This window comes from Brevibacillus ginsengisoli (assembly GCF_050113715.1).
GTDB classification, from domain to species: domain Bacteria; phylum Bacillota; class Bacilli; order Brevibacillales; family Brevibacillaceae; genus Brevibacillus_H; species Brevibacillus_H ginsengisoli.
In genome coordinates, this window is the sequence record NZ_JBNJQR010000007.1 from 99,805 (window position 1) to 122,465 (window position 22,661).

Annotated in this window: 22 protein-coding genes and 2 riboswitches; of the genes, 8 read left to right on the forward strand and 14 right to left on the reverse strand. The window is 46.7% G+C overall.

Annotated features, from left to right (window positions below; translation table 11 throughout):
* Window positions 1-19 precede the first annotated feature (19 nt).
* Window positions 20-1,120 (reverse strand): bifunctional diaminohydroxyphosphoribosylaminopyrimidine deaminase/5-amino-6-(5-phosphoribosylamino)uracil reductase RibD, encoded by a 1,101-nt coding sequence (ribD, locus tag ACQCN2_RS15270; protein ID WP_426929801.1) that lies wholly within the window; start codon window positions 1,118-1,120, stop codon window positions 20-22.
* 194 nt (window positions 1,121-1,314) lie between these two features.
* A riboswitch (FMN riboswitch) is annotated at window positions 1,315-1,462 on the reverse strand.
* A 94-nt stretch (window positions 1,463-1,556) separates the two neighbouring features.
* A riboswitch (FMN riboswitch) is annotated at window positions 1,557-1,704 on the reverse strand.
* A 45-nt stretch (window positions 1,705-1,749) separates the two neighbouring features.
* The gene (locus tag ACQCN2_RS15275; protein ID WP_426929802.1) at window positions 1,750-2,316 is read right to left on the reverse strand and encodes a CGNR zinc finger domain-containing protein; all 567 of its coding nucleotides are present in this window, start codon (window positions 2,314-2,316) and stop codon (window positions 1,750-1,752) included.
* Between the two features lie 167 nt (window positions 2,317-2,483).
* Here ACQCN2_RS15275 and ACQCN2_RS15280 point away from each other — a divergent pair, with 167 nt between their 5' ends.
* The 3 genes from ACQCN2_RS15280 (at window position 2,484) to ACQCN2_RS15290 (ending at window position 7,492) form a co-directional block, all read left to right on the forward strand.
* Window positions 2,484-2,978 (forward strand): DinB family protein, encoded by a 495-nt coding sequence (locus tag ACQCN2_RS15280; protein WP_426929803.1) that lies wholly within the window; start codon window positions 2,484-2,486, stop codon window positions 2,976-2,978.
* 208 nt (window positions 2,979-3,186) lie between these two features.
* A complete protein-coding gene (locus tag ACQCN2_RS15285; RefSeq protein ID WP_426929804.1) occupies window positions 3,187-4,827 on the forward strand; it encodes a peptide ABC transporter substrate-binding protein in 1,641 nt (546 codons plus the stop codon).
* A 151-nt stretch (window positions 4,828-4,978) separates the two neighbouring features.
* Entirely contained in the window at window positions 4,979-7,492 is a 2,514-nt protein-coding gene (locus tag ACQCN2_RS15290) for a CoA-disulfide reductase (RefSeq protein WP_426929805.1), read from the forward strand.
* A 79-nt stretch (window positions 7,493-7,571) separates the two neighbouring features.
* Here ACQCN2_RS15290 and ACQCN2_RS15295 read toward each other — a convergent pair whose 3' ends face one another.
* A complete protein-coding gene (locus ACQCN2_RS15295) occupies window positions 7,572-8,945 on the reverse strand; it encodes a DUF4179 domain-containing protein (protein ID WP_426929806.1) in 1,374 nt (457 codons plus the stop codon).
* Window positions 8,929-9,471 carry an RNA polymerase sigma factor gene (locus ACQCN2_RS15300; RefSeq protein ID WP_426929807.1) on the reverse strand — a complete coding sequence of 181 codons (543 nt, stop codon included), beginning with the start codon at window positions 9,469-9,471 and terminating at the stop codon, window positions 8,929-8,931. Before ACQCN2_RS15300 ends, ACQCN2_RS15295 begins: the two co-directional genes overlap by 17 nt.
* A 162-nt stretch (window positions 9,472-9,633) precedes the next feature.
* On the opposite strand from ACQCN2_RS15300, the gene ACQCN2_RS15305 reads away from it, so the two are divergent.
* Both ACQCN2_RS15305 and trxA read left to right on the forward strand, forming a co-directional pair.
* Complete coding sequence (locus ACQCN2_RS15305) at window positions 9,634-10,026, forward strand: MerR family transcriptional regulator (protein WP_426929967.1); 393 nt, start codon at window positions 9,634-9,636, stop codon at window positions 10,024-10,026.
* 21 nt (window positions 10,027-10,047) lie between these two features.
* A complete protein-coding gene (gene trxA, locus ACQCN2_RS15310) occupies window positions 10,048-10,362 on the forward strand; it encodes a thioredoxin (RefSeq protein WP_426929808.1) in 315 nt (104 codons plus the stop codon).
* An 83-nt stretch (window positions 10,363-10,445) separates the two neighbouring features.
* Here trxA and ACQCN2_RS15315 read toward each other — a convergent pair whose 3' ends face one another.
* A complete protein-coding gene (locus tag ACQCN2_RS15315) occupies window positions 10,446-10,667 on the reverse strand; it encodes a hypothetical protein (protein ID WP_426929809.1) in 222 nt (73 codons plus the stop codon).
* Between the two features lie 192 nt (window positions 10,668-10,859).
* On the opposite strand from ACQCN2_RS15315, the gene pdaA reads away from it, so the two are divergent.
* On the forward strand, window positions 10,860-11,639 hold the full coding sequence (gene pdaA, locus ACQCN2_RS15320; RefSeq protein ID WP_426929810.1) for a delta-lactam-biosynthetic de-N-acetylase: 780 nt from the start codon (window positions 10,860-10,862) through the stop codon (window positions 11,637-11,639).
* A gap of 52 nt (window positions 11,640-11,691) precedes the next feature.
* Here pdaA and ACQCN2_RS15325 read toward each other — a convergent pair whose 3' ends face one another.
* Window positions 11,692-13,548 (reverse strand): SgrR family transcriptional regulator, encoded by a 1,857-nt coding sequence (locus ACQCN2_RS15325; protein ID WP_426929811.1) that lies wholly within the window; start codon window positions 13,546-13,548, stop codon window positions 11,692-11,694.
* A 108-nt stretch (window positions 13,549-13,656) separates the two neighbouring features.
* On the opposite strand from ACQCN2_RS15325, the gene ACQCN2_RS15330 reads away from it, so the two are divergent.
* Window positions 13,657-14,907 carry an MDR family MFS transporter gene (locus ACQCN2_RS15330; protein WP_426929812.1) on the forward strand — a complete coding sequence of 417 codons (1,251 nt, stop codon included), beginning with the start codon at window positions 13,657-13,659 and terminating at the stop codon, window positions 14,905-14,907.
* A gap of 31 nt (window positions 14,908-14,938) precedes the next feature.
* Here ACQCN2_RS15330 and ACQCN2_RS15335 read toward each other — a convergent pair whose 3' ends face one another.
* Both ACQCN2_RS15335 and ACQCN2_RS15340 read right to left on the reverse strand, forming a co-directional pair.
* Window positions 14,939-15,376: a DMT family transporter gene (locus ACQCN2_RS15335; RefSeq protein ID WP_426929968.1), complete on the reverse strand. Its 438-nt coding sequence runs from the start codon at window positions 15,374-15,376 to the stop codon at window positions 14,939-14,941.
* Between the two features lie 67 nt (window positions 15,377-15,443).
* Window positions 15,444-16,151, reverse strand: coding sequence for an ArsR/SmtB family transcription factor (locus ACQCN2_RS15340; RefSeq protein ID WP_426929813.1), 708 nt, complete (start codon window positions 16,149-16,151; stop codon window positions 15,444-15,446).
* 139 nt (window positions 16,152-16,290) lie between these two features.
* On the opposite strand from ACQCN2_RS15340, the gene ACQCN2_RS15345 reads away from it, so the two are divergent.
* Window positions 16,291-16,899, forward strand: a complete 609-nt coding sequence (locus ACQCN2_RS15345) for a flavin reductase family protein (protein WP_426929814.1) — start codon at window positions 16,291-16,293, stop codon at window positions 16,897-16,899.
* Window positions 16,900-16,908: 9 nt separating this feature from the next.
* Here the strand turns inward: ACQCN2_RS15345 and ACQCN2_RS15350 are convergent, their stop codons facing one another.
* From ACQCN2_RS15350 to ACQCN2_RS15370, 6 genes are all read right to left on the reverse strand, one after another.
* On the reverse strand, window positions 16,909-18,033 hold the full coding sequence (locus ACQCN2_RS15350) for a GerAB/ArcD/ProY family transporter (RefSeq protein ID WP_426929815.1): 1,125 nt from the start codon (window positions 18,031-18,033) through the stop codon (window positions 16,909-16,911).
* A gap of 12 nt (window positions 18,034-18,045) precedes the next feature.
* Window positions 18,046-18,261, reverse strand: a complete 216-nt coding sequence (locus tag ACQCN2_RS23375; RefSeq protein WP_484479033.1) for a YczF family membrane protein — start codon at window positions 18,259-18,261, stop codon at window positions 18,046-18,048.
* Window positions 18,258-19,367, reverse strand: coding sequence for a GerAB/ArcD/ProY family transporter (locus ACQCN2_RS15355; protein ID WP_426929816.1), 1,110 nt, complete (start codon window positions 19,365-19,367; stop codon window positions 18,258-18,260). Before ACQCN2_RS15355 ends, ACQCN2_RS23375 begins: the two co-directional genes overlap by 4 nt.
* 20 nt (window positions 19,368-19,387) lie before the next feature.
* Complete coding sequence (locus ACQCN2_RS15360) at window positions 19,388-20,611, reverse strand: Ger(x)C family spore germination protein (protein WP_426929817.1); 1,224 nt, start codon at window positions 20,609-20,611, stop codon at window positions 19,388-19,390.
* The gene (locus tag ACQCN2_RS15365; protein ID WP_426929818.1) at window positions 20,608-22,191 is read right to left on the reverse strand and encodes a spore germination protein; all 1,584 of its coding nucleotides are present in this window, start codon (window positions 22,189-22,191) and stop codon (window positions 20,608-20,610) included. Before ACQCN2_RS15365 ends, ACQCN2_RS15360 begins: the two co-directional genes overlap by 4 nt.
* Window positions 22,192-22,308: 117 nt before the next feature.
* Window positions 22,309-22,653: an ArsR/SmtB family transcription factor gene (locus ACQCN2_RS15370; RefSeq protein ID WP_426929819.1), complete on the reverse strand. Its 345-nt coding sequence runs from the start codon at window positions 22,651-22,653 to the stop codon at window positions 22,309-22,311.
* Window positions 22,654-22,661 lie beyond the last annotated feature (8 nt).

The window sequence follows — 22,661 nt, forward strand, 5'->3', positions numbered from 1 at the left end:
GTTAGAACCTCCCTCCAGCCTACACAGGCCAAACTGGATATCCGCTTATTCGTACATCGTGCTTCCCGATTCGCTCGATCTCAACGTGGTCTATGAGAACCGCTTCGTCCATCTGCGCGAAGCCCAAACCACCGAATGCAGTGGGAGCATGAGCGCCTCCCACTACCTTCATCGAGAAATAGCTGATCATCTTGTTAATAGATTGCGCTTGTAGGAACGCCCCATTCACGGCAGAACCTCCTTCAACCAGCAAGGATGTAATCCCACTCTCTCCTAACCACTTCAACATCGGCTCAATTCCGATCTGTTCCTGCTCCATCACCACGACGTTCACTCCCAGCTCCCGAAGCTTGTCACATTGCTCTGCCGCCGCTCGTCTCGTGGTTATGACCCAGGTAGGCGCCTTTCCGTCGGTGACGACTCGTGATGTGAACGGAATCCGCAGAGTTGAGTCCATAATCAGCCGGATCGGTTGCTTTGCCGTCCCTTCTCCTTGAATCCTCGTAGTCAAAGCGGGATTGTCCGCAATGATCGTATTCACTCCAACTAGAATGGCATCGTGCTGAAGTCGCAAGCGATGAACCTCTTCTCTCGCCTGTTCTCCCGTAATCCATCGGCTATGCCCGGTTTTGGTGGCGATTTTGCCATCCAATGTACTGGCAGTCTTCACCGTCACAAAGGGTTTGCGCGTCGTGATGAAGTGAAAGAATACCTCGTTGAGATGCCTCGCCTCCTCTTCCAGCACGCCGACACGAACTTGCAAACCCGCTTCGCTCAAAATGCCTACACCCTTTCCAGCAACTAGCGGATTCGGATCGAGAGTTGCGACCACAACGCGTCGGATTCCCGCCTGGAGAATGGCCTGTGCGCAAGGAGGGGTTTTCCCGTAATGACTGCAAGGCTCAAGCGTTACATAAATGGTCGCTCCCTTGGCCTTCTCGCCAGCCATCCGAATCGCATGGACTTCTGCATGTGCTTCTCCTGCTCGCAGATGTGCTCCCATGCCGACAATCGCCTGATCTTTTACCAAAATGGCGCCTACCATTGGATTGGGACTTGTCTGACCCATGGCTCCTTTGGCCAGCTGCAAGGCCATTGACATGTAGGCTTCATCGTTCACATGGCTCTCCTCCTTTTTCTAACGTCTTCCTGCTTACACTTGCTTGCCCGACACGAGAATAAGAAAAGACTTCGTCCCACTAAGCTCGCTTGTAGTACCTAACTACAAAAAATGCCCGCAAGCATTAGCTCGGGGCATCGTGAAATAAGCCTTGAACAGCCACTTTTTTCGCAAAAAATGGTTGTAAAGACTAAATTCACCTTCTTCCATCCGGACTTTACCGTCGGCCTTGGATTCTCACCAAGTCAGTCGCTACCCAAGTTATTCGAATAGCGAGTCGCGGGCTTGGACACATTGGTCTTCACCGCCGGTCGGGAATTGCACCCTACCCCGAAGGTATTATTCAGTTAATAAAAATGCCCTGGCATTTGCGCTCAGGGCATCGTGAAATAAGCCTTATACGGCCACTTTTTTCGAAAATGGTTGTAAAGACTAAATCCACCTTCTTCCATCCGGACTTTACCGTCGGCCTTGGATTCTCACCAAGTCAGTCACTACTCAAATTCAGCGAATAGCGAGTCGCGGGCTTGGACACATTGGTCTTCACCGCCGGTCGGGAATTGCACCCTACCCTGAAGGTTCTATTCAGTTGGTTGCATTATAGCATAAAGGAGAAATGGTTCCCAAGATTAAATTTTTTGATTGTCTTGTTTTTGCTTTTGGCGTTCGCGAAACCGGCGTACTTTTAACAGGTTGCCACAGCAAGCATCATCGCACCACCGTCTGGTTCGGTTACGACTCTCGTCAAAGAAAATCCAGCGGCAATCTTCATTCATACAAATCTTGATCCTACGAAGATCTCCCGCCGCCAACAACTGAGTAAAAGAGACCGCAATCCGTTCTAGCACCAGATCCCAAGCATTCCCCAAGGGGACTAGCTCCATCCGATAGCTTTTTCCTTCAGGCACAAGTCGATGATAAGCTGAAACTCGCTTCATCACTCGGTTCAGAAGGTCTACATCAGCTTCATTTAATACTTGATCGTCTACGACCGCTTCGACCATCGCACGTAATCTGTCTCGCAGCTGTCCCAAAACCTGTCGCATATCCGCATCTACCGGTAATGGAGCGGTCAAATTCCAATGCCCCAAAAACTCCGCAAGCCATGATTCCTTGTCCAGTCGGTCTTCACGGCGTCCCGATCCCCGCCAATCCCGCCAATCGCTATTCATAAAGTCGATACAGATATGTTCCATCAGGATAAGCCCCCTGCCTTGCTCATTGTCAACGATTACCATAATGTGGTAGTATATTCTTAAGTGTAACTATCTAAATTAGATTTGGTGGTTACGCACTTGTTTGTTATCGTCATTATAGCGCGTGGAAGGACAGAAAAGTAGTCAAAAACAAGGAGGAGAACGGCATGAGTCAGGTTGATTTCTTGTTAGAACAATTATCGTTTACCTATGATCAGGAAGATTGGTATCCCCCGCTAAAACCAGCCTTGGAAGGTGTCACTGCAGAAATTGCTAGTTGGCGACCAGCTGGAGCCGCTGTGAATTCGATTTGGGAGACCGTAAATCACTTGCTGTACTACAAAGAGCGACTGATTCAACGCATTCATGGTGTCGATCCAACCAACCCTGCGGCAAACAATGACGAGACGTTCTCTAGCCAAGCAGAAACACTTGACGAAGCCGCATGGCAGGCCACACTTAATCGAGTGGATCACGTCTATCAAGAACTGAAAAACCAGGTATCTACCCTAAGTGAAGACGATCTCGATCGACCATCACCTTCCCAGCCTCTTCGAAAGCAAATCATGAGCATCATCAACCATGACGCCTATCATATTGGCGAAATCATTCAGATTCGCAAGTTGCATGGCTCGTGGCCGGCGAGACGATACTTTGACTAACAGCTTTTCGTTCAAGCAGCAGCCGCTTGTGGTGATTCACAGCGGTTGTTTTTTCTGTACAGCCCATAATTACGAGGCAATTGCTTGAAACTGCAAAACTTTAGTGAATGAAATCATTGACACAAGCTTGAATCAATAATAGTCTGAATAGTAGAATAATTATATAATTATAAGAATGTAAGCAACTTTATTCACAGGGGGGATTTTATTGAGAAAGAGTATTTCCATTGTCGCCTGTCTACTATTAATGGTAGGACCAATCGTCGGATGTACACCCACCACCCAAGAAACCGCCCAAAAGCCTCAGCAATCAACCACACCAACAACCAAGCCCACCAATCCTGAATCCAAAGTCCTTCATTGGAGCATCAACAACGAACCTACTTCCCTTGATCCAGGGATTGCAACAGATGCGGACTCTTTTGATATGATTTATGCGTTTTTTGAAGGGTTGACAAGCTATGACCTTAAAGGGCAGTTAGACAACGCCATTGCTGAAAGCTTCGAGAATACGCCTGATTTCACGAAATTCACGTTCAAGCTGCGCAAAAACGCCAAGTGGAGCAACGGCGATCCAGTGACCGCTCATGACTTCGAGTATGCCATCAAGCGCAATCTCGATCCCAAAACGGCCTCTGAATACGCGTACCAGCTCTATTACATAAAAGGCGGCGAAGAGTATAATACGGGCAAGGGCAAGGCTGAAGACGTTGGCGTGAAGGCATTGGACGATTACACACTTGAATTCACACTGAAATCGCCCACCCCGTTTTTCCGTGAATTGACCTTCTTCCCTACCCTCTTCCCTCTTCACAAAGCTACCGTCGAGGGCAATCCCAAATGGGCCGCTGAAGCCAAGACGATCGTCGGTAATGGCCCGTTCAACATCGAAAGCTGGGAGCATAAAAGCAAACTTGTCTTTGTGAAAAACCCGAACTACTGGGACAAAGAACACGTTCCATTGGATCGCATCGAGGTGTCTATCATCGAAGATAACAACACGGCCCTCTCCATGTTTGAGAACAGTGAACTCGACTGGGGTGGCTATCCCGCTTCCGACTTGCCAACCGATGCCATTCAAAAATATAAGGACGAAGGAAAGCTTTTGATCGCGGACAACCCGGGAACGCAATCCGTTATTTTCAACACGGAGCGTCCTCCTTTTACCAATAAAAAAATTCGTCAGGCATTCTCTTATGCCATCAACCGCCAGCTGTTGATTGACAACATTCTGCAAACCTCAGTACCGCCAGCATACGGCTGGGTGCCAACCTCCATGGGACTAAAACCGGACGGATACTTCCACGAAGACGTAGACAAGGCGAAGCAACTGCTCGCTGAAGGATTAAAGGAGTTGGGGATGTCCAAGTTCCCAAGCGTCACCTATTCCTACAACTTGACGGACACCAACCAAAAAATTGCCCAAGCCTTGCAGGACCAATGGCGCAAGAATCTGGGGGTCGAGGTGAAGCTGGCGAATACAGAGCTAAAGGTATATAACGATAACATGCATCGCGGGAATTACGATCTTGGCCGCTTCCAATGGGGGGCCGATTTTAACGATCCGATCAACTTCCTGGAGATGTTCAGAGACAAAGACGGCGGCAATAACAACCCCAACTGGGAGAACGCCAAGTTCAAAGAGTTGATTGACAAAAGCTATCAGGAATCCGATTTGAACAAGCGCAAAAAGATTCTGCTTGATGCCGAGACGCTTCTGATGGACGAAATGCCGCTTGCTCCCATCAACTTCCGCGGCACCCCCTACATCAAGAACGACAAGGTGAAGGATTTCATTATCTTCCCGCTTGGCGGCGCATACTTCAAATACACGGACATCGTGAAATAATTGTGAAAAAAAGCTTGTGAGTCTGGAGGGAATTCCAGACTCACTTTTGTTTCTTGTTGACTTTTTGATTGAAATCACACACAATAAAAGCGAGAACAAAATACCCTAAGGGGTATATGAAATATATACAACCTTTTAAGGAGGAAATCATATGAGTCGCAAAATTATCATCGTTGGGGGAGTGGCAGGCGGTGCCAGCGCCGCAGCTCGTCTTCGTCGATTGAATGAGCAAGATGAAATCATTATGGTAGAACGTAATGAGCATATCTCTTTTGCCAATTGCGGATTGCCTTACTATATCGGAGGAGTCATTACAGATCGCAACAAGCTGTTGGTGCAAACGGTAGAAGGAATGTCCAATCGCTTTCAACTGGATATTCGTAACCTGTGTGAAGTGGTCAAGATCAACCGTGACCGCAAGACGGTAAACATCAAGGATCTGCGCACCGGTAACGAATACGAGGAAAGTTACGATGTTCTGGTTCTCTCTCCGGGTGCGAGACCGATTCGACCAGCTATCCCTGGGATCGAGGAAGCTGAACACTTGTTTACTCTCCGCAATATACCCGATACAGACGCGATCAAATCCTACATCGACGAGCATAAACCGCATCACGCTGTCGTTGTCGGCGGTGGCTTCATTGGCGTAGAGATGGCGGAGAATCTGCGTGAGCAAGGCATGGACGTGACACTTGTTGAGATGTCCAACCAAGTGATGGCGCCAATCGATTACGAGATGGCTTCTATTGTTCACGAGCATATGCGTGCCAAAGGAATTGAGCTGGTACTTGAAGATGGCGTTCAAGCGTTCAAGAATAGTGGGCGTCAAATTCAATTGAACAGCGGACGAGAACTAACAACCGATATGATCCTGCTCGCCATCGGTGTCCAACCGGAGAATCAATTGGCCAAGGATGCGGAACTAGAACTGGGCGTTCGTGGTGCGATCCGCGTCTCTCCTACCATGCAAACAAGCGATCCAGCTATTTATGCCATCGGGGATGCTGTCGAGGTCACTGACTACATCAACGGTCAACAGACCATGGTTCCACTCGCTTGGGGAGCCAACAGACAAGGAAGACTTGTCGCCGATCACATCAACGGACTTGACGCGACGTACCGCGGCGTGCTTGGAACCTCCATTGCCAAAGTGTTTGAAATGACCGTTGCCGCAACCGGAAACAATGAAAAAACCTTGAAAAGACTTGGCCTTCCTTACCAAGCGGTTCATATCCATCCGGGTTCTCATGCCGGATACTACCCTGGCGCAGCGCCCATCTCCTTGAAGCTATTGTTTGATCCGACCAACGGCAAAATTCTCGGGGCTCAAGCAGTTGGTGCCGATGGAGCCGACAAACGCATTGATGTTATCGCTACGGCAATCAAGGGTGGCTTGACCGTGGTGGATCTGCCTGACTTGGAGCTTTCTTATGCCCCACCGTATTCCTCTGCGAAGGACCCGGTCAATATGGCGGGTTATGTAGCGAGCAACATCTTGGAGGGAATGGTTGAGACCGTACAATGGCATGAGATTGACGATATCATCGCGTCCGGCGGTTTGCTGGTTGACGTCCGTGAACCAATTGAATTGGAGGCTGGATTTATCCCTGGGGCGATCAATATTCCGTTGGGACAGATTCGTGATCGAATGAACGAGTTGCCAAAGGATCAAACCATCTATGTGTCTTGCCAAGTAGGCTTGCGCGGCTACCTGGCGGCTAGAATCTTATCCCAGTACGGATTTAATGTGAAAAATTTGGACGGTGGCTATAAAACCTATGCGGCTGTCGCTCGTTCCAAGCAATCGGAATCATCCAGTCAGGGACCTGCCAGCAATTCATCTGCACCAACTGAGAACGCAACCCAAACCGCACCAGTGTCAGAAGACCAGATTTCTGTAGAAATCAACGCTTGCGGATTGCAGTGTCCAGGTCCGATCATGCAGGTTTTCCGAGCGATGGAATCCATGCAGGACGGTCAGATTCTTCAGGTGAAAGCCACAGACCCCGGATTTGCCAGTGACCTTAAGGCATGGTGCGTGAAAACAGGCAATCATTTCATCCAATCCGATTATCAGGATAAAGTTTGTACAGCATTGATTCAAAAAAAAAAGCTACAAGCACCCGCTAATCAATTGAATCAACCCATGCATCCACTCCAAGCCAACCTGGTTCCACAACCGCCAAACACTGAGAAGGACGGAGCCACATTGGTAGTATTTAGCGGTGAGTTGGATAAGGCAATCGCTTCTTTCATCATTGCGACAGGCTCGGCCGCGATGGGCAAAAAGGTTACGATGTTCTTCACGTTCTGGGGTCTGAACATTTTGCGTAAAGCGGATGCCCCTACTGTCGAGAAGCAACCAATGGAAAAAATGCTTGGAGCCATGATGCCAAAAGGACCAAGTCAACTGCCTCTGTCCAAAATGAATATGGGTGGTCTAGGAACTAAAATGATGAAAAACGTCATGGAACAAAAAAATGTAGACTCCCTTGAATGCTTGATGAAAACCGCACAGGAAGCTGGCGTCAAGTTCGTCGCCTGCACGATGAGCATGGACGTAATGGGAATTAAAAAAGAAGAGCTGATTGACGGAATAGATTACGCGGGAGTCGCCACTTATTTGGGCGATGCCGAGAATTCCGGGTTGAATTTGTTTATATAAACATTCGTTAATATGTAGAGCAAGCCGCTGGAAGTGTGACCAGCGGCTTTTTAATATGGTACGTTCGTATTCTTCCGTTTTACCAATTCAATGGTATTTTGATTTCTGTTGGGTTCTCCTGATTCTTGACCGTTTCCAAGATCGCATGGAAGGTTAGTCCTTTGGTAGTTGGAAGCACAGGGTACTCCGCAATAAGTTCCACAGGCTCCTTTTTTGTCCGTTGCGGGATTTTCGTAACCCCGTATTCCTTGCCTGCCTGATCCTGTAAAATCAACGTGAGTTGCAGATTTTTCATATGATCTAGCTCATAGTGAACCAGTGTTTTGTTGTCCTTTTGCTCTACGGCTATAATCTTGATTGTCCCAAACTCTCCACCATCCAATTGAAGAGGATATAGCCCTTTACTTGTCGCTTTTATTTCTTTTGTAATGATGTCTTTGGGATTGATTATACTTTGACTGCCAGGTATAAGAACGAGATACTGCGGTTTAGGGTTGTAAGCTGAAAGCGGTCCATAAATCATTCGATGGGTTAGACTTTCTCGACCCGTCTTGGCATTTACACGGAAGTCTTCCCCACCACCGCCACCACCTTCCAAAGCGGATCCCCAGTCATCTTTCACGTTCAGATTGAGCTTATCCCAAGTTCCTTTTGGACCTGTAGCTTCTACTAGAACTTCAGTGGATACAGGTGAGACCATAACCTTTTTGACGTGAATCTCATAGTCTTTGTAAGTAGCTGTTACAGAAGGGTTCAATTCCTTGATCTTTCTAGCCATTGATTTTTTGTCTACCGGAACGGATACGTCCCATTTCCCCTCTTTTCCAGCGATATTGTTAATCGCCAAATTAACGGTAAAATTGTCCGGGAGTGATGAGCTTGTAATGGTAATAGCCCCCCGGTATACGTTCTCTCCTACCTTTTCGTTGGCAGTCGAATCAACCATCATGAAGTCTGTTTTGACTCCTTTGATTTTGCTTTCGACAATCATTGGAATCTCTTTCTCTTGGACAGAGTTTTCCATCTGTAGCTCATAGCCAATAGCCATACGAGCACCATCATAAAACACATCGGTGATATTCAGTGTGATTCCTTGGTCTTTCACAGCATAATGAACATGATTGGATAGTCCAAGTCGGTCGATCTCGTCCCAGCCTCTGTCATAAATGATCCCTGGTTGTTGGTAGAGTCCCGATAGAAAAGGAACTTGTTGGAGCACACTGGCTACCGTAGGCGAAACAAATCCGGCTGATGTCAAACCAACAACAGTAATTCCAGCTACAGCAGCAGCTGTGCCCCATTTTTTTCTACGCGGATAATTAAGAGTTTGGGTAGTGTTGCGGTTCGTTTTCAAATGCGTCTCCCAAACTTGTTCAAAGGAAAGACTAGACTCCTGTTCTTTTACCAGGTCGGTCATCATGTTATGTAAATTCCGTTCATCCATTTGCTTCATTATGGTTCACCACCTCACAAATTAGCTGTAACTTTTCAACGGATACCTTCTTCCTTAAATGCTTCAGGGCGCAATTCAATCTCGATTTACATGTCCCAATGGGGATCTGTAAAATGGTAGCTATTTCGGCCAATTGCAATTCAGCATAGTAGCGTAAAACGAGGATTTCCTTACTTTTCACTGGGAGCACTTGAATCAGCTTCCACAAGGCTTGTTGGGTTTCATTCTGGATATATGAGTCTTCAACCGAATCCCTCGCTCGAATAGAAGGAAAAAAATCAGTAAGCACTTGCCATTTGTTTTTGCGAAGAAGATTACGCGTAACATTGACGGTGATCGCACTAATCCAAGGCTGAATCGGCTTTGTTTGATCGAACAAGTCGTATTTTTGATAAATCCGCAAAAAAGTTTCCTGAACCGCGTCATCTGCCAAGGTCTTCGATCTGGTGATGAGATAGGCCATGCGAAAAACAAATGGGGAATACATTTCAAAAAGCTCCTGGGCTTTTACTTTAGAAATCAGCATGGATCATTCATGAACCTCCTTTATTGTGGCGTTTCGTTATGTTTTACAGAACTTATACACTTTGAGAAACGAAAAGGTTCATCATAAAAAAAAGATTTGACCCTGACACTAATGTGAGGGTTTATAATGATCACACGAACTTCATCACAGGGAGTTGAGCACGTGAAAATCGGGGAATTGTCCAAATTGACCGGAGTCAGTATTCGATCCTTACGCTATTACGAACAGCAAGGTTTGATTACACCCATCCGACTGGAAAATGGATATCGCGAATATCATAATCTGGCGGTCGAACAAGTTAATACGATTACGTTTTATCTGGGGCTCGGACTGTCTACGGAGCAAATAGCTGGATTCTTGCATTGTGTGCTCAAGAATAAAGAGGAGTTCTGCCAGGAGATTCTCCCCATCTACAAGCAGAAGCTTGCGGAAATCGAGAAGCAGATCCAGACGCTTACGATGATTAAAACCAATTTGGAAGAACGGATTCACTCTATTCAAACCGAAAACATACAATCAACGGAAGAGTCATTCCCTGTGACCCAAACTAAATAATGAACTGAGGAGGAAAACAAAATGGTTCTTAAATTAACAAAAGAAACCTTTTCCGAACAAATTAAACAAGGGGTTGCACTAGTAGATTTTGGCGCTCCGTGGTGTGCTCCCTGCCGTATGCTCGACCCGATCATCAATGAGTTGGCCGTAGAATTTGAGTCTAGCGCCACCATTGCCAAGGTCAACGTAGACGATCAGCCGGAGCTGGCGTCTAGATTTAGTGTAATGGGTCTACCAACCGTAATTTTGTTTAAAGACGGCACTCCGGTTGATGCTCTGCGCGGACTTCAAAGCAAAGACGTGTTGAAGTCAAGTCTGCTTTCCCAGCTTGGATAAGCGGGACGAAATATAAAATATGAAGCACAAGAATAGTCTGTATGGACTGTACTTGTGCTTTTTTATATCGATTAGCTTTATGTTTACATTTTTCCTTGTCTGATCCAAGACACAATTTTATAAGAGCCAAATAAAGCAACCACTAGTACAGCAATGAGAGTGATCATCCAAATACCCAACCTGTTACTCTCACTTAATTCTGTAAGGTTTGTAATCACAAAGTAACCAACCACGAGTAAACCTAGATATAAGAATACATTTGGGATCATCCAGGCAATTCTAAGCTTCACATTTTTCTTACCCATTCTTTACCTCCTAATAATTAAACAGATTTAGAAGTTTCAGAAATTGAATACACGCAGGAGAAGAATCCTACTTGTTTCATCACAGTCCTAGCATATCTCTCCTTTGGTACATAATTCTCCTTTTGGTAAGGAAACAATATCCCTTGAGCATACTAAACGGCATAACTTATGAAGCCAAGGGGTGTTTACAGCATGAAGCGTATTCTCTTGTTCACGCTCTCCATTCTGCTTTTAGGCTCGTTCCTTCTGACGACGGCTAGCGCCAATCAAGCAAGCTCGTATCATTTTGGTTTCAAAAAGAGTAAAAATGGTGAGCTGCCCTCTATCGATCAGGAAGGGTTTAAACCGATTCTGGCGAAAAATGGCTCTATCTTTCTGGGGGACACGTCCAAAAAAGAACTCTATCTCACCTTTGATAATGGATATGAGAATGGATTTACCGCCAAAATTCTCGACGTACTGAAAGAAAAAAAGGTGCCCGCCATTTTTTTTGTCACGGGCCACTATGCGAAGGATCAGCCAGAGCTGATGAAGCGGATGGTACAGGAAGGTCATCTGATTGGGAATCACTCATGGAGTCATCCAGACATGACGAATATCGCTGAGAGTCGCATAAAAGAAGAGCTGGAGAAGGTAAAAGCGGAGGTCGCTCAAGTCACAGGCCAACAAAATATGAGCTATCTGCGTCCGCCAAGAGGCATTTTTAATGAGCGATCTCTTGCGGTAAGTAAAAGCATGGGCTATACGAGCGTATTTTGGTCTATCGCCTACAAGGATTGGGATACCAAAACGCAAAAAGGCTGGAAGTACGCCTACGATCAGGTGATGGCGCAGCTGCACCCGGGAGCAGTGATCCTCCTTCACTCCGTTTCCGAGGATAATGCTCAGGCCCTAGGTTCCATTATTGACGCCGCACGCAAACAAGGCTACGAATTTAAAAGCCTTACCCAACTAACCGTCAAACAACCGTAATGTTCGTGTTGATGCCCATTGTCACCGTCTGGTAGCCAATGGGCATCAGTTTTTAATTGGTACTCATCGGGTGCCGAAACCAAAGCAGGCGGTACTCTAGCCAGCCCTGAGCATTCACCATGACGTCACGCAACTCTGGATGAGCAACCACCTGATATTGATTGCGGTACAAGGGGATAACCGCCCGCTCCGCCAGCAGTCGCTCCTCGATCCGCCGAAAAGCGTGAAGCCGCTCTTCTGAAGTCGTATAGGTAAGCAATTGTTTGATTGTCGATTGAACAAAATGAGAGAGCTCTTGACCCAGATGATTAATAACAAAGCTGTTGGCGGTAAGCAGCATCTCCAAAAAAGAAACTTCACACAGCTCGTCCATTGTAGCGCTGTCGTGAATGATGTCCGCCTCTCGAATACAATCAACCTCCATCATAGTTTGTGGTTCATAGAAGTACGGCTCCAACTGGATTCCATACTCGGCGCACAGTTGCTTGAGCCAGGTGGCGTCTTCTACATGGTCGGCATCCTCAAAGGTATGCAGGCGGATGACTTCCCCCTTGTAGCTTTCCTTTATCAGCTTCTCGATCGGAACGGAAGACCTTTTACTCTCTTTTACTGTCACATGAAACAGTCCGTAAGCAGGTTCATGACGAGATCCTCCAAGCGCGCTCACCATCCTTTGTTGATCAATGATTCGAGCGAACGCTTCACGAAAGCTTGGATTTTGCATGGGCCCCGCTTTGGACTGATTCAGGCTGAGGAAGGTCAGATTCCTCTCCAGATGCTGTGTACGAGAGCGACTTACGTCTTGTTGGAGGCTGTTGATGTCTGAATTCATCCCGTTCTCATAATAGACATCCTCTTTTCGTTCTGAGGAATTCCCTGAATCCTCCCCTAACTCTGGCACCACCCACCATTCAATTCGATCCAGATGCGCTCGCTCACGAAAGTAAGACTCGAACGCTTCCAGCACGATCATTGATGGATCATTCCTCGTTAATTTAAACGGCCCGGTTCCAATGAGAAGCGTAGGTACCAGATCGTGTTCTTGATCCGCCAACAGCTGGTTCGGCAGGATACTTAATCGTTCGTGGGTCAACAGCTGCAGGAAGAGTGCGTTCGGTTCTTTTAATTTGAACTGTACGGTTAAGTCATTGATCACGAGAATCTCACGGACACTATGCATCAGCCACTGGTAAGGAGTGGACTTCGCTGAAGACGTATCGTTTGGATCGGGTAGCTTGTTCATGAAGCGTTCCAGCGAATATTTGACGTCATGTGCGGTAAGCCTTCGTCCGTTGTGAAACAAGACACCCTTGCGCAAATAAAACGTCCAGACTTTTGCGTCCTCGCTGATCTCCCAAGCGTGAGCCAGATGGGGTTCTAAGCGTTTTGTTTCTGGTTCATAGCGCACCAGTGTGTCGCATACTTGCTTAATTATGTGTCCCTCCGACCTCATCCAATAGAATGCCGGATCAAGCGACAGCAACGGTCGGAAAAAGGACAACCGCAACGTATCAAGTTGCCCGGCTTCGAATGATTCGCTGTGATAGCCAAATTGACTTTTTAGCCAAAAGTGAAATTGCTCCGAGAGCCGGGGAACTTCATGAGCGTATTCATCAATCAGTTCTCTTGCTTGGCGGATTTGACCGCTAAATACCCTCTCTTTGGCTTTTCTTAAAATTAGTTCTTCAGGAAGAATCTGAAAAGTAATGGTTGAGTGATTCCCTCTCCCACGCCCTGGTTGCCACGTGATCCAGTTCTCTTCCTCCAGTCGCTTCACAATCAGCTTGGCATTGCGAGCTGTGCAACAGAGGACTAAAGAGAGTTCATCCACTGTAATCGACCGACACTCTCCTATCTGATGATTCTGAATGGAATGGATAAGGCGAATATAATGCGCAATCATCTGCATGAGAACGGCCTCCCGATAAAACATGAAAAATACGCAAGCCAGATCCTTCTCTTTTTCCCAGCTTGCTTCTCATCTATTGTTAGTCCAAAAGAGAAAGGGACTTCTTGTATGAAAAAAAGATACGTTCATCTTATCACGCCGCTACTCTCAAGGTACAACCGGGTCGTCTGGATACGATTCCTGGGTGAATTTCTGACGGGGTTAACCGGTTCCATGCTTACTCCGTTTCTGATCTTTTATTTGCAAGCCAAGCTAGGCGGCTCCGTGGTTCTGCCGATGTTTATCATTGGCCTGCAACCATTTAGTGAAATCCTGGTCACTCTGTTAGGAGGAAACATCACAGATCGGATCGGGCGCAAACCTGTCATTTTGTTTGCTCTTGGTTTACAGGCAAGCGCCATTCTGGGATTCATCTTGGCTGATTCTGTCTGGGTGTTCGCCCTCCTTTACACACTCAATGGTATCGGTCGGTCTCTGTTTATCCCGGCCCAACGCGCTCAAATCACGGATGTGGTTGGCGAGCATCAACGCTCGGAAGTTTTTGCCGTTCTCAGTACCGTAGGCTATATCAGCGCAACGATTGGTCCGCTCATAGGGTTACTCGCCTATCGCTATCAACCAGTCAGTCTGTTTTTCTGCGAGGCCTTTGCCCTCGTGATTTACGCGCTCGTTTTCTGGCGTTTTGTGCCCGAATCAGTATCCCTTCATCATACAGAGAGCCAAAAACAGATCGCTTGTACCGCCCAAGAGCGAAAACCTCTAGTCGCCGCTTTGCAAGACTATCGCCTGATCCTTGGGCTGATGATTTTTTCTTTGCCGATCAGCTTTTTTTATGCACAAAGCGAAACCACCTTGTCCTTGTATCTCAAAAACAGCTTCTCCAACTACTTGACGATTGTCGCCAGCTTAACCACGATAAAAGCGATTCTGGCAATTGTCCTTGGAATCTTCCTCGTCAAAGTGACACAGCATCTCTCGACAGCCAGAATTATGATGGTTGCGTACTCCTGTTTTACCATAACCGCCCTGATTTATGGAACGGCCTCATCATTTTCCCTGCTGGTTGTGGCGCAGCTTATGGTCGTAATCGGGGAGAGTATCGGCTTAAACAGACTCATTCAACTGGTTTCGATCCTGGCGCCTGCTGATCAGCGTGGCCGTTACTTCTCGATTTATGGTACTCATTGGGACATTTCACGATCAATCGGACCTGTTCTTGGAGGATACATGCTGGTGGGATATGGTGGAGAGCTACTTTTTCTCCTCGTCGCTGTGCTGCTAGTGGTAGGCGGAATCTGCCAAACGCTCTTAACCAGACGCTTAACCTCACAAGCTTTAGAAGCAAAAGGGACTTCCTGAACCAGCGAAGTCCCTCTTTATTACGGATTGGTTAATCTTTTTTAAAGAACAAATACAGCGAGCCGAACATTAGGATAAGCGCAGCTAATCGTCTCAGATCAAACGGAATTTGCTTGGCGCCAAACAGGCCGTAATGATCGACGATGGCACTCATGATAATTTGTCCCGCGATGACGGAGGCTACGGTCGTCGTCACACCCACTTGAGGTACAGCCAACACCATAACCACCACATAGAACGCCCCCAGGATTCCACCCGTCAGCTGCCATTTCGGAATAGAGCCGATCGATGAGAGGTTTCCTTTCCCCAAAAAAATCGTAATGAACAGCAAAGCTAACGTCCCGATCGCAAATGAGACCAAGGAGGCCTCAATGGCCCCGATCTTTCTTCCAAGCCCGCCATTAATGGAAGCCTGGGTACTAATCGCAACCCCGCCAACCAATGCCAATAACGGAAAAATCCATTTAATTTCCATAACTCTCTCCTTGAACTCCTATTATGTATATTTTAAATAACCAAAAAACACCATATTCATCCTACCCGATATTCGGGGGGAGTTCAATGGAGGGAAAATCAAGGCCAAAGGAATCGGCTAACCCTTGCTTGCCTGCTGTCGTAATCGCAACAGCCCGTGTAGAGGGAATTCGCTCGATCCAGTTTAGTTCAAACAGACGCGTCGTGAGGGCCGCACCAACGACTCCCGCAACATGATACCTGCGCTCACTCCAGTCTAGGCACTGGCGGCAGAGCGGTTTTTTTGTTTTTGCCTTGCGATTGATCTGAACACCAATTTCCTGAAGAACGTGAAGCCCTTTTTCTGTAACCTGAAAACTCTCCGCTTCTATGACATTCATCGCCACCAACCGTTCGGCAAGGACAACACCGACTTTGCCAGCGAGGTGGTCATAGCAGGTGCGGGCAACATGCAGTTTTTTCGAAAGATCGGATTCCCTCAAGGATTTGACCTGCACGGCGGGAGCAATCACGGCCAGTCCTTCTAAAACCGAAGCAATTTCGGAGCTGGCCAACTTGTAGTATCGGTGACGCCCATGTGCTTCTATGGTAAGCAAACCGCCTTCGATCAGTTTGGCCAAATGGCTGCTTGCTGTTTGAGGAGAAATGCCCGCCTTTCTCGCCAGTTCACTGGCTGGGATCATTCTTCCATCCATCAGTTGATACAGAATCGTGGCCCGCGATTTCTCTCCAATCAGCGACGCAACTTCTATGACATTCGGCAGCATCATCGGTATCTACACCTCTTTTCTCAACTTTCTTCCACTTCTAGTTTACTTGACATACACTTCGACCGGGATCGAAGTATTCTTCCTGTACAATCGGTTTATCCAAGATTAGGATACATCACATTCGTTGTTAGGAGGAAGCATGATGATTTCAGTTAATACCCACCACCCTATCCAACCCAAGGTTCTTTATTTCGGCTATCCTGTCATCTTACTCACTACTGAAAACGAGGACGGATCGACCAACATCTCCCCCATCTCCTCGTCCTGGGCCCTGGGACGCTATCTAGTGCTTGGCTTAGGGGTAGGCGGTAAAGCCTTGGAGAATATCCGCCAACGTCCAGAGTGTGTCCTGAATCTGCCGGACCCACGTTTATGGCAAGAAGTTGAAGCACTCGCACCACTCACCGGGATGAATCCTGTTCCTGCCTACAAAGTGGGGTTTCGTTATGTAAAAGACAAATTCAAAGCTTCCGGCTTAACTCCCGAAGCCTCCGCCCATGTGAAGCCTCTTAGGATCAAAGAATGCCCCCTGCAAATCGAAGCCGTAGTAAGAGACATTCGCCTTCCAGACTACGATCCAGCATTTGCGATTGTAGAGGTGGAAGCTGTGCAGACACATGCGCATGAAGAGGTGATTCTTCGAGACAACTATATCAATCCTTCTGCGTGGAGTCCGTTGATTTATAATTTCCGCCATTATTTTGGTTTGGGAGGGGAGCTTGGGAAGTCATTTCGCTCAGAGACGTAAACGAGGGACTTAGCTCCCCTCTTTATTCAATGCTCTATTTCCCGCCTGGCTGAATCGCTTTCGAACAAGCGCTACAACTAAAGCAACCAGTGGAAAAATGCCTGAAAAATAGACAAAGATGGTTTTGAGCGACACTTTTCCTTCTGCAAGATGCTCTGGAAAGTTGCTCGCGATCATCAGTGACACCATCAGCACAATGATCGCAAGAGGTATAACGATCGTCTGATACTTTTGAATCCGAAATATATCCGCTGTCGCCATTACCACCGCATAAAAGAAGATGGCTACTTTGAAGAAATCATTAATAATCAGCGCCAAAACCACGATAAGATCCAACCGTTGCAAAAAATCGGCAATACTTACCTTGCTGATGGTTGTCAATAAAGGAAACGTGGTTCTCACCGCTATACCGGCACCCAATACCGCTATCTCTACCATGGTAATTAGACATAAGATTAGACCGCTAAAAATCATTGCTGCTACGCCAACCTTCAACCCCCATTGTGGTTTGTTCAAGTAGGGCAGGATCATGGCAAAGCAGATCGTTTCCCCAAAAGGAAACATCATGATGTCTGGAAAGGTGGTCCTAATAATCGGTGACCATCCTTTTGCGAGAACTGGCTGAAGATTTTTGAGATCCATAATGCCGGAGGAAAGAATCAGAATGCCTCCGATTACCCCTAAAAAAATCACCAGTAGGAAGTAAATTTCCCCGGTTCTCCCCAGTACTTCGATCCCTTTGTAAAGGATATAGCTGATTGCCAAAATCATCAGGGCATTAAGCGCAAACAAGGGTGTTTGATCATACATGGCCGTTTGCAAAAATTCCCCTCCGTCACGCAGATCCCTTGCCGCTGCATAAATGAAAAATACAATGTACATCAGTCCCATCGCCTTGCCCAAGGGTTTACCTAATATCTTTTGCAAATAGCTTGTAGGAAGAATGCCTGGGTACAAACGATGGAGATATCCGTAAATGAGAAATAAGCAAATACCCCCTAGCATGCCGAGAAGGATCGTGATCCACGCATCCTGTTTGGCGGCCAAACCAAGGGGAACGACGATAGCTGTACCAAGTTCAAACAGAACAATCAAAGCGAAGAGCTGATAAATACTGATTTTTGCTTTCTCCATGTCTTCCTACCTTCATTTATTTTTGTTTCTACTCGACATTAATCCACTGAGAAGCCAAATCAAAAACAAGAGAACGGTTGTGGCGATTTCCGGACCGCCTTTCACCACATAAGGATTCCAGAGATTACTTAATGACTGGTTTAAGGGCATTCCCAAAAGGTAATCCATCAAAATCGTGAACATAACGCTTAGAGAATAAAGGAAAAGAAAAATCAAAACGATCTTCATGACGACATCTTCTCCTTTTCTCTCTTCCTGCGGATCAGGGCTACTATTATGAGCAATAGTGGTATACCGACTTGCAGGGGAAGATGAAGATACATCGGAACTACTTTCAAGCCTTCTTCCAGGTGCTCGGGCATATTGCTTGCGATCTGCAAAGAGGTAAGCAGAACAATCATTCCAATAGAAAATATCAGTTTGCCATGCTGCTCGATTTTAAACAGTTGAGCCGCTCCAATTACAGCCGTGTAGAAAAAGACTCCGATCTTAAAAAATCCCCCAATAATTAATGTTAAAATGGCGAGTACATCCAATCGCTGTATAAACTCGCCAATATTCACTTTTCCGATCATTGTGAGCAGGGGAAACGTCGATCGACCAGCAATATCTGCCCCTAGAACGGCGATATTAAGCAATGAAGTGCAGCTCAGAATGAAGGCACTTGCGGTGAGCGCAAGAAAACCTATTTTCATCACTTTCTTTGGCCTGTTCAGATAGGGAAGAAGCATGGTAAATGAAATCATCTCCCCAAAAGGGAACGTAAGCGTCAAGGGGAAGGCGGTCTTTAGAACAGGTTTCCAGCCTTCTTTGAGAATCGGAAGAAGATTATTGGCATGAGTAATCCCAGAAATGAGGACAGCCAAATATCCGAAGGCGACAAGAGCTAGCAGGACTTTTAAATAGATTTCTGCTGTTCGAGAAAAAACCTCGAAGCCTTTATGAAGTACATAAGCGATCGTGAGCATCATCAGCATGTTTATGATAAATAAAGGGGTTTGATCATACGATGAAGTGACAAGCAATTCACCAAAATCCCTCATCACGCGAGATGCGAGGTAAATAAAGTAAAGCGTATAAATCAAGCCCAGAATCCATCCCGGATACTTTCCGATAATTTTTTGCAAATAGGCCGTGAGTGGAAGGTCGGGATACAAGCGAAACAAGGAGGAGTATATAAAAAATAGAACAAGTCCACCCGCCCAGCCAAGAAGAATCGCCAGCCAGGCATCTTGTTTCGCTTTCATCCCTAATCCAACAAGCAGAGCACTGCCAAGTTCGAACAGCATCATCAACGAAAACAGTTGAGCGCCGCCGATTTTTGCTTTTTCCAAGGATTCAAGTCCCCTTTTCCTTAGTTATGCTTTTTCTTAACATCCGTTAGATATGGTTTGATTCTCATGCCCGGTCTGCGAATATAAGTTTCCACCTGTACTTTCACTTGTAGTTTGGAGAACGTGTTATTCCATCCTCTTTTTAGTGTTTCCCACTCTTTAGGATGTTGCCGACCTATCGCCTCGCCAAACCCGAAGATGTCCACCTTTTCCTTCTGAGCGATTTTCACAACCGTTGTCACTTCTTTTTTCGTTTCCTTGCTCCACGCTTGTTCGATCTTCTGAATCTCCTCCAGTTTGCCTAGATCCGTGGCACATTTCATTTCCGCTACGTTCCCTTCTTCTCGAATGGAAACTGTAATGACCGGATTTCCGTTCTGAATGGCCGTTTTTATGACTGTTTGTGATCTCGTGATCTCTATACCCAATCCCCCTTTTTTGTCTTGGCAGTCCAATCGGAGAATGGTGCTCTTCAGCTTATTTGCTGCCCACATGTATCCGCGTGCCTCATCGCCATCGAGCCACTTTTTCAACTTTCCTTTCTTGAAAATGGCAATTCCACTGATCTCACCAATTGCATCCGGCTGAGTCTTTTTTACATTGTCGGTACTCATTCCTTTTTTCGGATCGCCAAGAACACGCATGCCACTGATTACAGGTTCCGTACCTTCTCCTACAAGCGCCCTGATCACATCATCGATTTCCACTTTAATATTCTCCGACCAAACCTTTGTCGTAAATTTCAACTTACCTACTGTGCTATTCGCAGATATTTTTTCCATTGGGGTAACAACACTAATCAGGGAATTCGCCGTTGTTCCTCGGGCAATCAACACCTCGGAGGTCAGGCGGGCCTCGCGCGCACGTTCGAACAAGTCAAACAGCTCGGTTATTCCTTCTTTTGCCAACGACTCACCGATGACGAGCAAGCGAATGTGGGCAAAAAACAATTGGCGCGGCACTTTTTGGGAGGTTCTGCGAATCGCTTCGAACAAAGTCGTTCCGTTTCCGCTCACAACCGTAATTGGTGTTGCTCTTCCTCCTCCGCCCCCGCTAACTCCTGTCGCCACCTCCCCCGGATTAACGATCTGAAACGAGACGTGATACTCGTTTTTTTTAGGAGACTTATCCACCGCCATTGCTGAAACGATTGCCAAATCGGAAAGCTCCCTGCGATTCCAACAGCCTGTCAACCCTGCCATATTGAACAATAGCAACACGATCAGAAGCCACTTTGCTCTCATTCTAGCCCCCTGTGATTTCTACGGTTATTGGGTGGTGAAGGCTGCTGATTATTGCCCGTTCTCGTAATATTTTTCTGGCTAATCAATCTTGGACGGCTTTTAAATGACCACAACGGAAAACGAAAAATAGCATCCTTCTGATCTGCCAGGATAAATGGAGCAAGAGGTGCCATATACGGAATGCCGAAAGAGCGCAAACTGGTCAAATGGGCGATCATGATAATCAGGCCAAGTGTAATTCCGTATAAACCGAATGAAGCGGATAAAATCATTAGCACAAAACGAATCATTCGGGCGGATATCGCCAAATCATAGGAAGGAGTGGAGAAACTAGCGATCCCTGTGATGGCAACGATGATGACCATCGCTGGTGAGACAATTCCCGCCTGAACTGCGGCTTGGCCTAATACAAGCGCACCTACAATCGAGACGGCTTGACCGACTGCTCTTGGCATACGAATCCCCGCTTCGCGCAACACTTCAAAACTGGCTTCCATCAACAGAGCTTCTACAAAAGCCGGAAACGGAACACCCTCCCGTGAAGCTGCAAGACTGATCAAGAGAGTGGTGGGAATCATCTCCTGATGAAAAGTAATTGCGGCAATATAAAGGGACGGTGCTGTCAAAGAAACGAGAAACGAGATATACCGAAGTAAACGCAAAAAAGTGGCGATATCAAACCGACTATAATAATCGGAAGGCGCCTGGAAGAATTGTACAAACAGAGTCGGGGCGATCATGACAAATGGAGAACCGTCCACGAGAATGGCTACTTTTCCGGACAGTAAATTGCCGGCGACACTGTCTGGTCGTTCTGTATTGTACAGCATAGGAAAAGGCGTAAACGTCTGGTCCTGAATAAATTCCTCAATGTAGCCGGATTCCAGAACTCCATCAATTTCGATCCCCTTGATCCGTTGTGTTATCTCCCGCACCAGGTCATCATTGACAATCCCTTTGATATACATGATGGCCACGCTCGTTTGCGTGACCCGGCCCACCCGCATCGTATCCAACCACAGGTTCGGACTTTTAATCCGACGCCGTATCAGAGAAATATTGGTTGCGATCGACTCGTTGAAGCTATCTTTAGGGCCACGAATCACCACCTGAGTGGTTGGTTCCGAAATCGACCTTGTTTCCCCGCCCTTCGTCCCTCCAATAATGGCTTGTGTCCAACCGTCAATCAGCAGAGCCGTGTCACCGGAGAGAATCGAAAGGATCATCTCGTCCCAATCGCGCATCACTTTCAGCTGATCCGTCATCAGCGCGTTCTCTTTGATATAATCGAACATTTTTCCAGGTGGCTCAGGGACCTCTGATATCGTTTCATTCGAATTGATTTTCAATGTGCGATTAATGAACTGACTGACCAGGTCCTTATCCACCAGACCGTCTGTATAGATTGCAGCTACTCTAGTCACTGGCTGACCAATTTGAAACTCACGAATGATCACATCAGGACTCGCTCCGAGCTCTTGTGTGATCCTCATCAGATTGTTGTTCAGATTGGGTTGAATGTAGGAGTATCTCGTCCTGTTTACTTTGTATCGAGATGCTTTCCAGGGCCACTTCATCATGATCCTCCTAATCAGAACAGCTTCTGCGTTATTAGGAATTATTTGTATTCAAGGAAATTGTTATGCATAAAAAAGACTGCCGAGAAAGCTTCCCGACAGCCTAGACCTTGTATTTACTTATTTATCACCATTCACATCACTATCGTTGAACTTGTCCAACATTTCGATTGTATCAATCAAGTGATTGTTGAAGATTTTACGCGCGACAGCCAATAGCTCGATAATCATTGGATCACGCAATGAATAGACGACTCGGTTCGCATCCTTGGTTCCGACGACGATATTTTTGGCCCGAAGCACGGTGAGTTGTTGGGAAACGGCTGATCCTTCACTCCCCACCAGCGTCTGAATCTCGTTGACGTTCTTGTCTCCCTCCGCCAGCAACTCCAGTATCCGTATGCGTAAAGGGTGCGCCAATGCTTTAAAAAACTCCGCCTTAAACTGCTGCATCTCAAGGTTCATTCAAAGGT

What these genes read in the sequence shown, in the direction of transcription:
- ACQCN2_RS15370 (WP_426929819.1), bottom strand. Translation starts at nt 22,653, where the DNA reads ATGAACCTTGAGATGCAGCAGTTTAAGGCGGAGTTTTTTAAAGCATTG.
- ACQCN2_RS15290 (WP_426929805.1), top strand. Translation starts at nt 4,979, where the DNA reads ATGAGTCGCAAAATTATCATCGTTGGGGGAGTGGCAGGCGGTGCCAGC.
- ACQCN2_RS15350 (WP_426929815.1), bottom strand. Translation starts at nt 18,033, where the DNA reads ATGGAGAAAGCAAAAATCAGTATTTATCAGCTCTTCGCTTTGATTGTT.
- ACQCN2_RS15280 (WP_426929803.1), top strand. Translation starts at nt 2,484, where the DNA reads ATGAGTCAGGTTGATTTCTTGTTAGAACAATTATCGTTTACCTATGAT.
- ACQCN2_RS15330 (WP_426929812.1), top strand. Translation starts at nt 13,657, where the DNA reads ATGAAAAAAAGATACGTTCATCTTATCACGCCGCTACTCTCAAGGTAC.
- ACQCN2_RS15315 (WP_426929809.1), bottom strand. Translation starts at nt 10,667, where the DNA reads ATGGGTAAGAAAAATGTGAAGCTTAGAATTGCCTGGATGATCCCAAAT.
- ACQCN2_RS15325 (WP_426929811.1), bottom strand. Translation starts at nt 13,548, where the DNA reads ATGCAGATGATTGCGCATTATATTCGCCTTATCCATTCCATTCAGAAT.
- trxA (WP_426929808.1), top strand. Translation starts at nt 10,048, where the DNA reads ATGGTTCTTAAATTAACAAAAGAAACCTTTTCCGAACAAATTAAACAA.
- ACQCN2_RS23375 (WP_484479033.1), bottom strand. Translation starts at nt 18,261, where the DNA reads ATGAAGATCGTTTTGATTTTTCTTTTCCTTTATTCTCTAAGCGTTATG.
- ACQCN2_RS15295 (WP_426929806.1), bottom strand. Translation starts at nt 8,945, where the DNA reads ATGAAGCAAATGGATGAACGGAATTTACATAACATGATGACCGACCTG.
- ACQCN2_RS15340 (WP_426929813.1), bottom strand. Translation starts at nt 16,151, where the DNA reads ATGATGCTGCCGAATGTCATAGAAGTTGCGTCGCTGATTGGAGAGAAA.
- ACQCN2_RS15275 (WP_426929802.1), bottom strand. Translation starts at nt 2,316, where the DNA reads ATGGAACATATCTGTATCGACTTTATGAATAGCGATTGGCGGGATTGG.
- ACQCN2_RS15365 (WP_426929818.1), bottom strand. Translation starts at nt 22,191, where the DNA reads ATGATGAAGTGGCCCTGGAAAGCATCTCGATACAAAGTAAACAGGACG.
- ACQCN2_RS15360 (WP_426929817.1), bottom strand. Translation starts at nt 20,611, where the DNA reads ATGAGAGCAAAGTGGCTTCTGATCGTGTTGCTATTGTTCAATATGGCA.
- ACQCN2_RS15345 (WP_426929814.1), top strand. Translation starts at nt 16,291, where the DNA reads ATGATGATTTCAGTTAATACCCACCACCCTATCCAACCCAAGGTTCTT.
- pdaA (WP_426929810.1), top strand. Translation starts at nt 10,860, where the DNA reads ATGAAGCGTATTCTCTTGTTCACGCTCTCCATTCTGCTTTTAGGCTCG.
- ACQCN2_RS15300 (WP_426929807.1), bottom strand. Translation starts at nt 9,471, where the DNA reads ATGCTGATTTCTAAAGTAAAAGCCCAGGAGCTTTTTGAAATGTATTCC.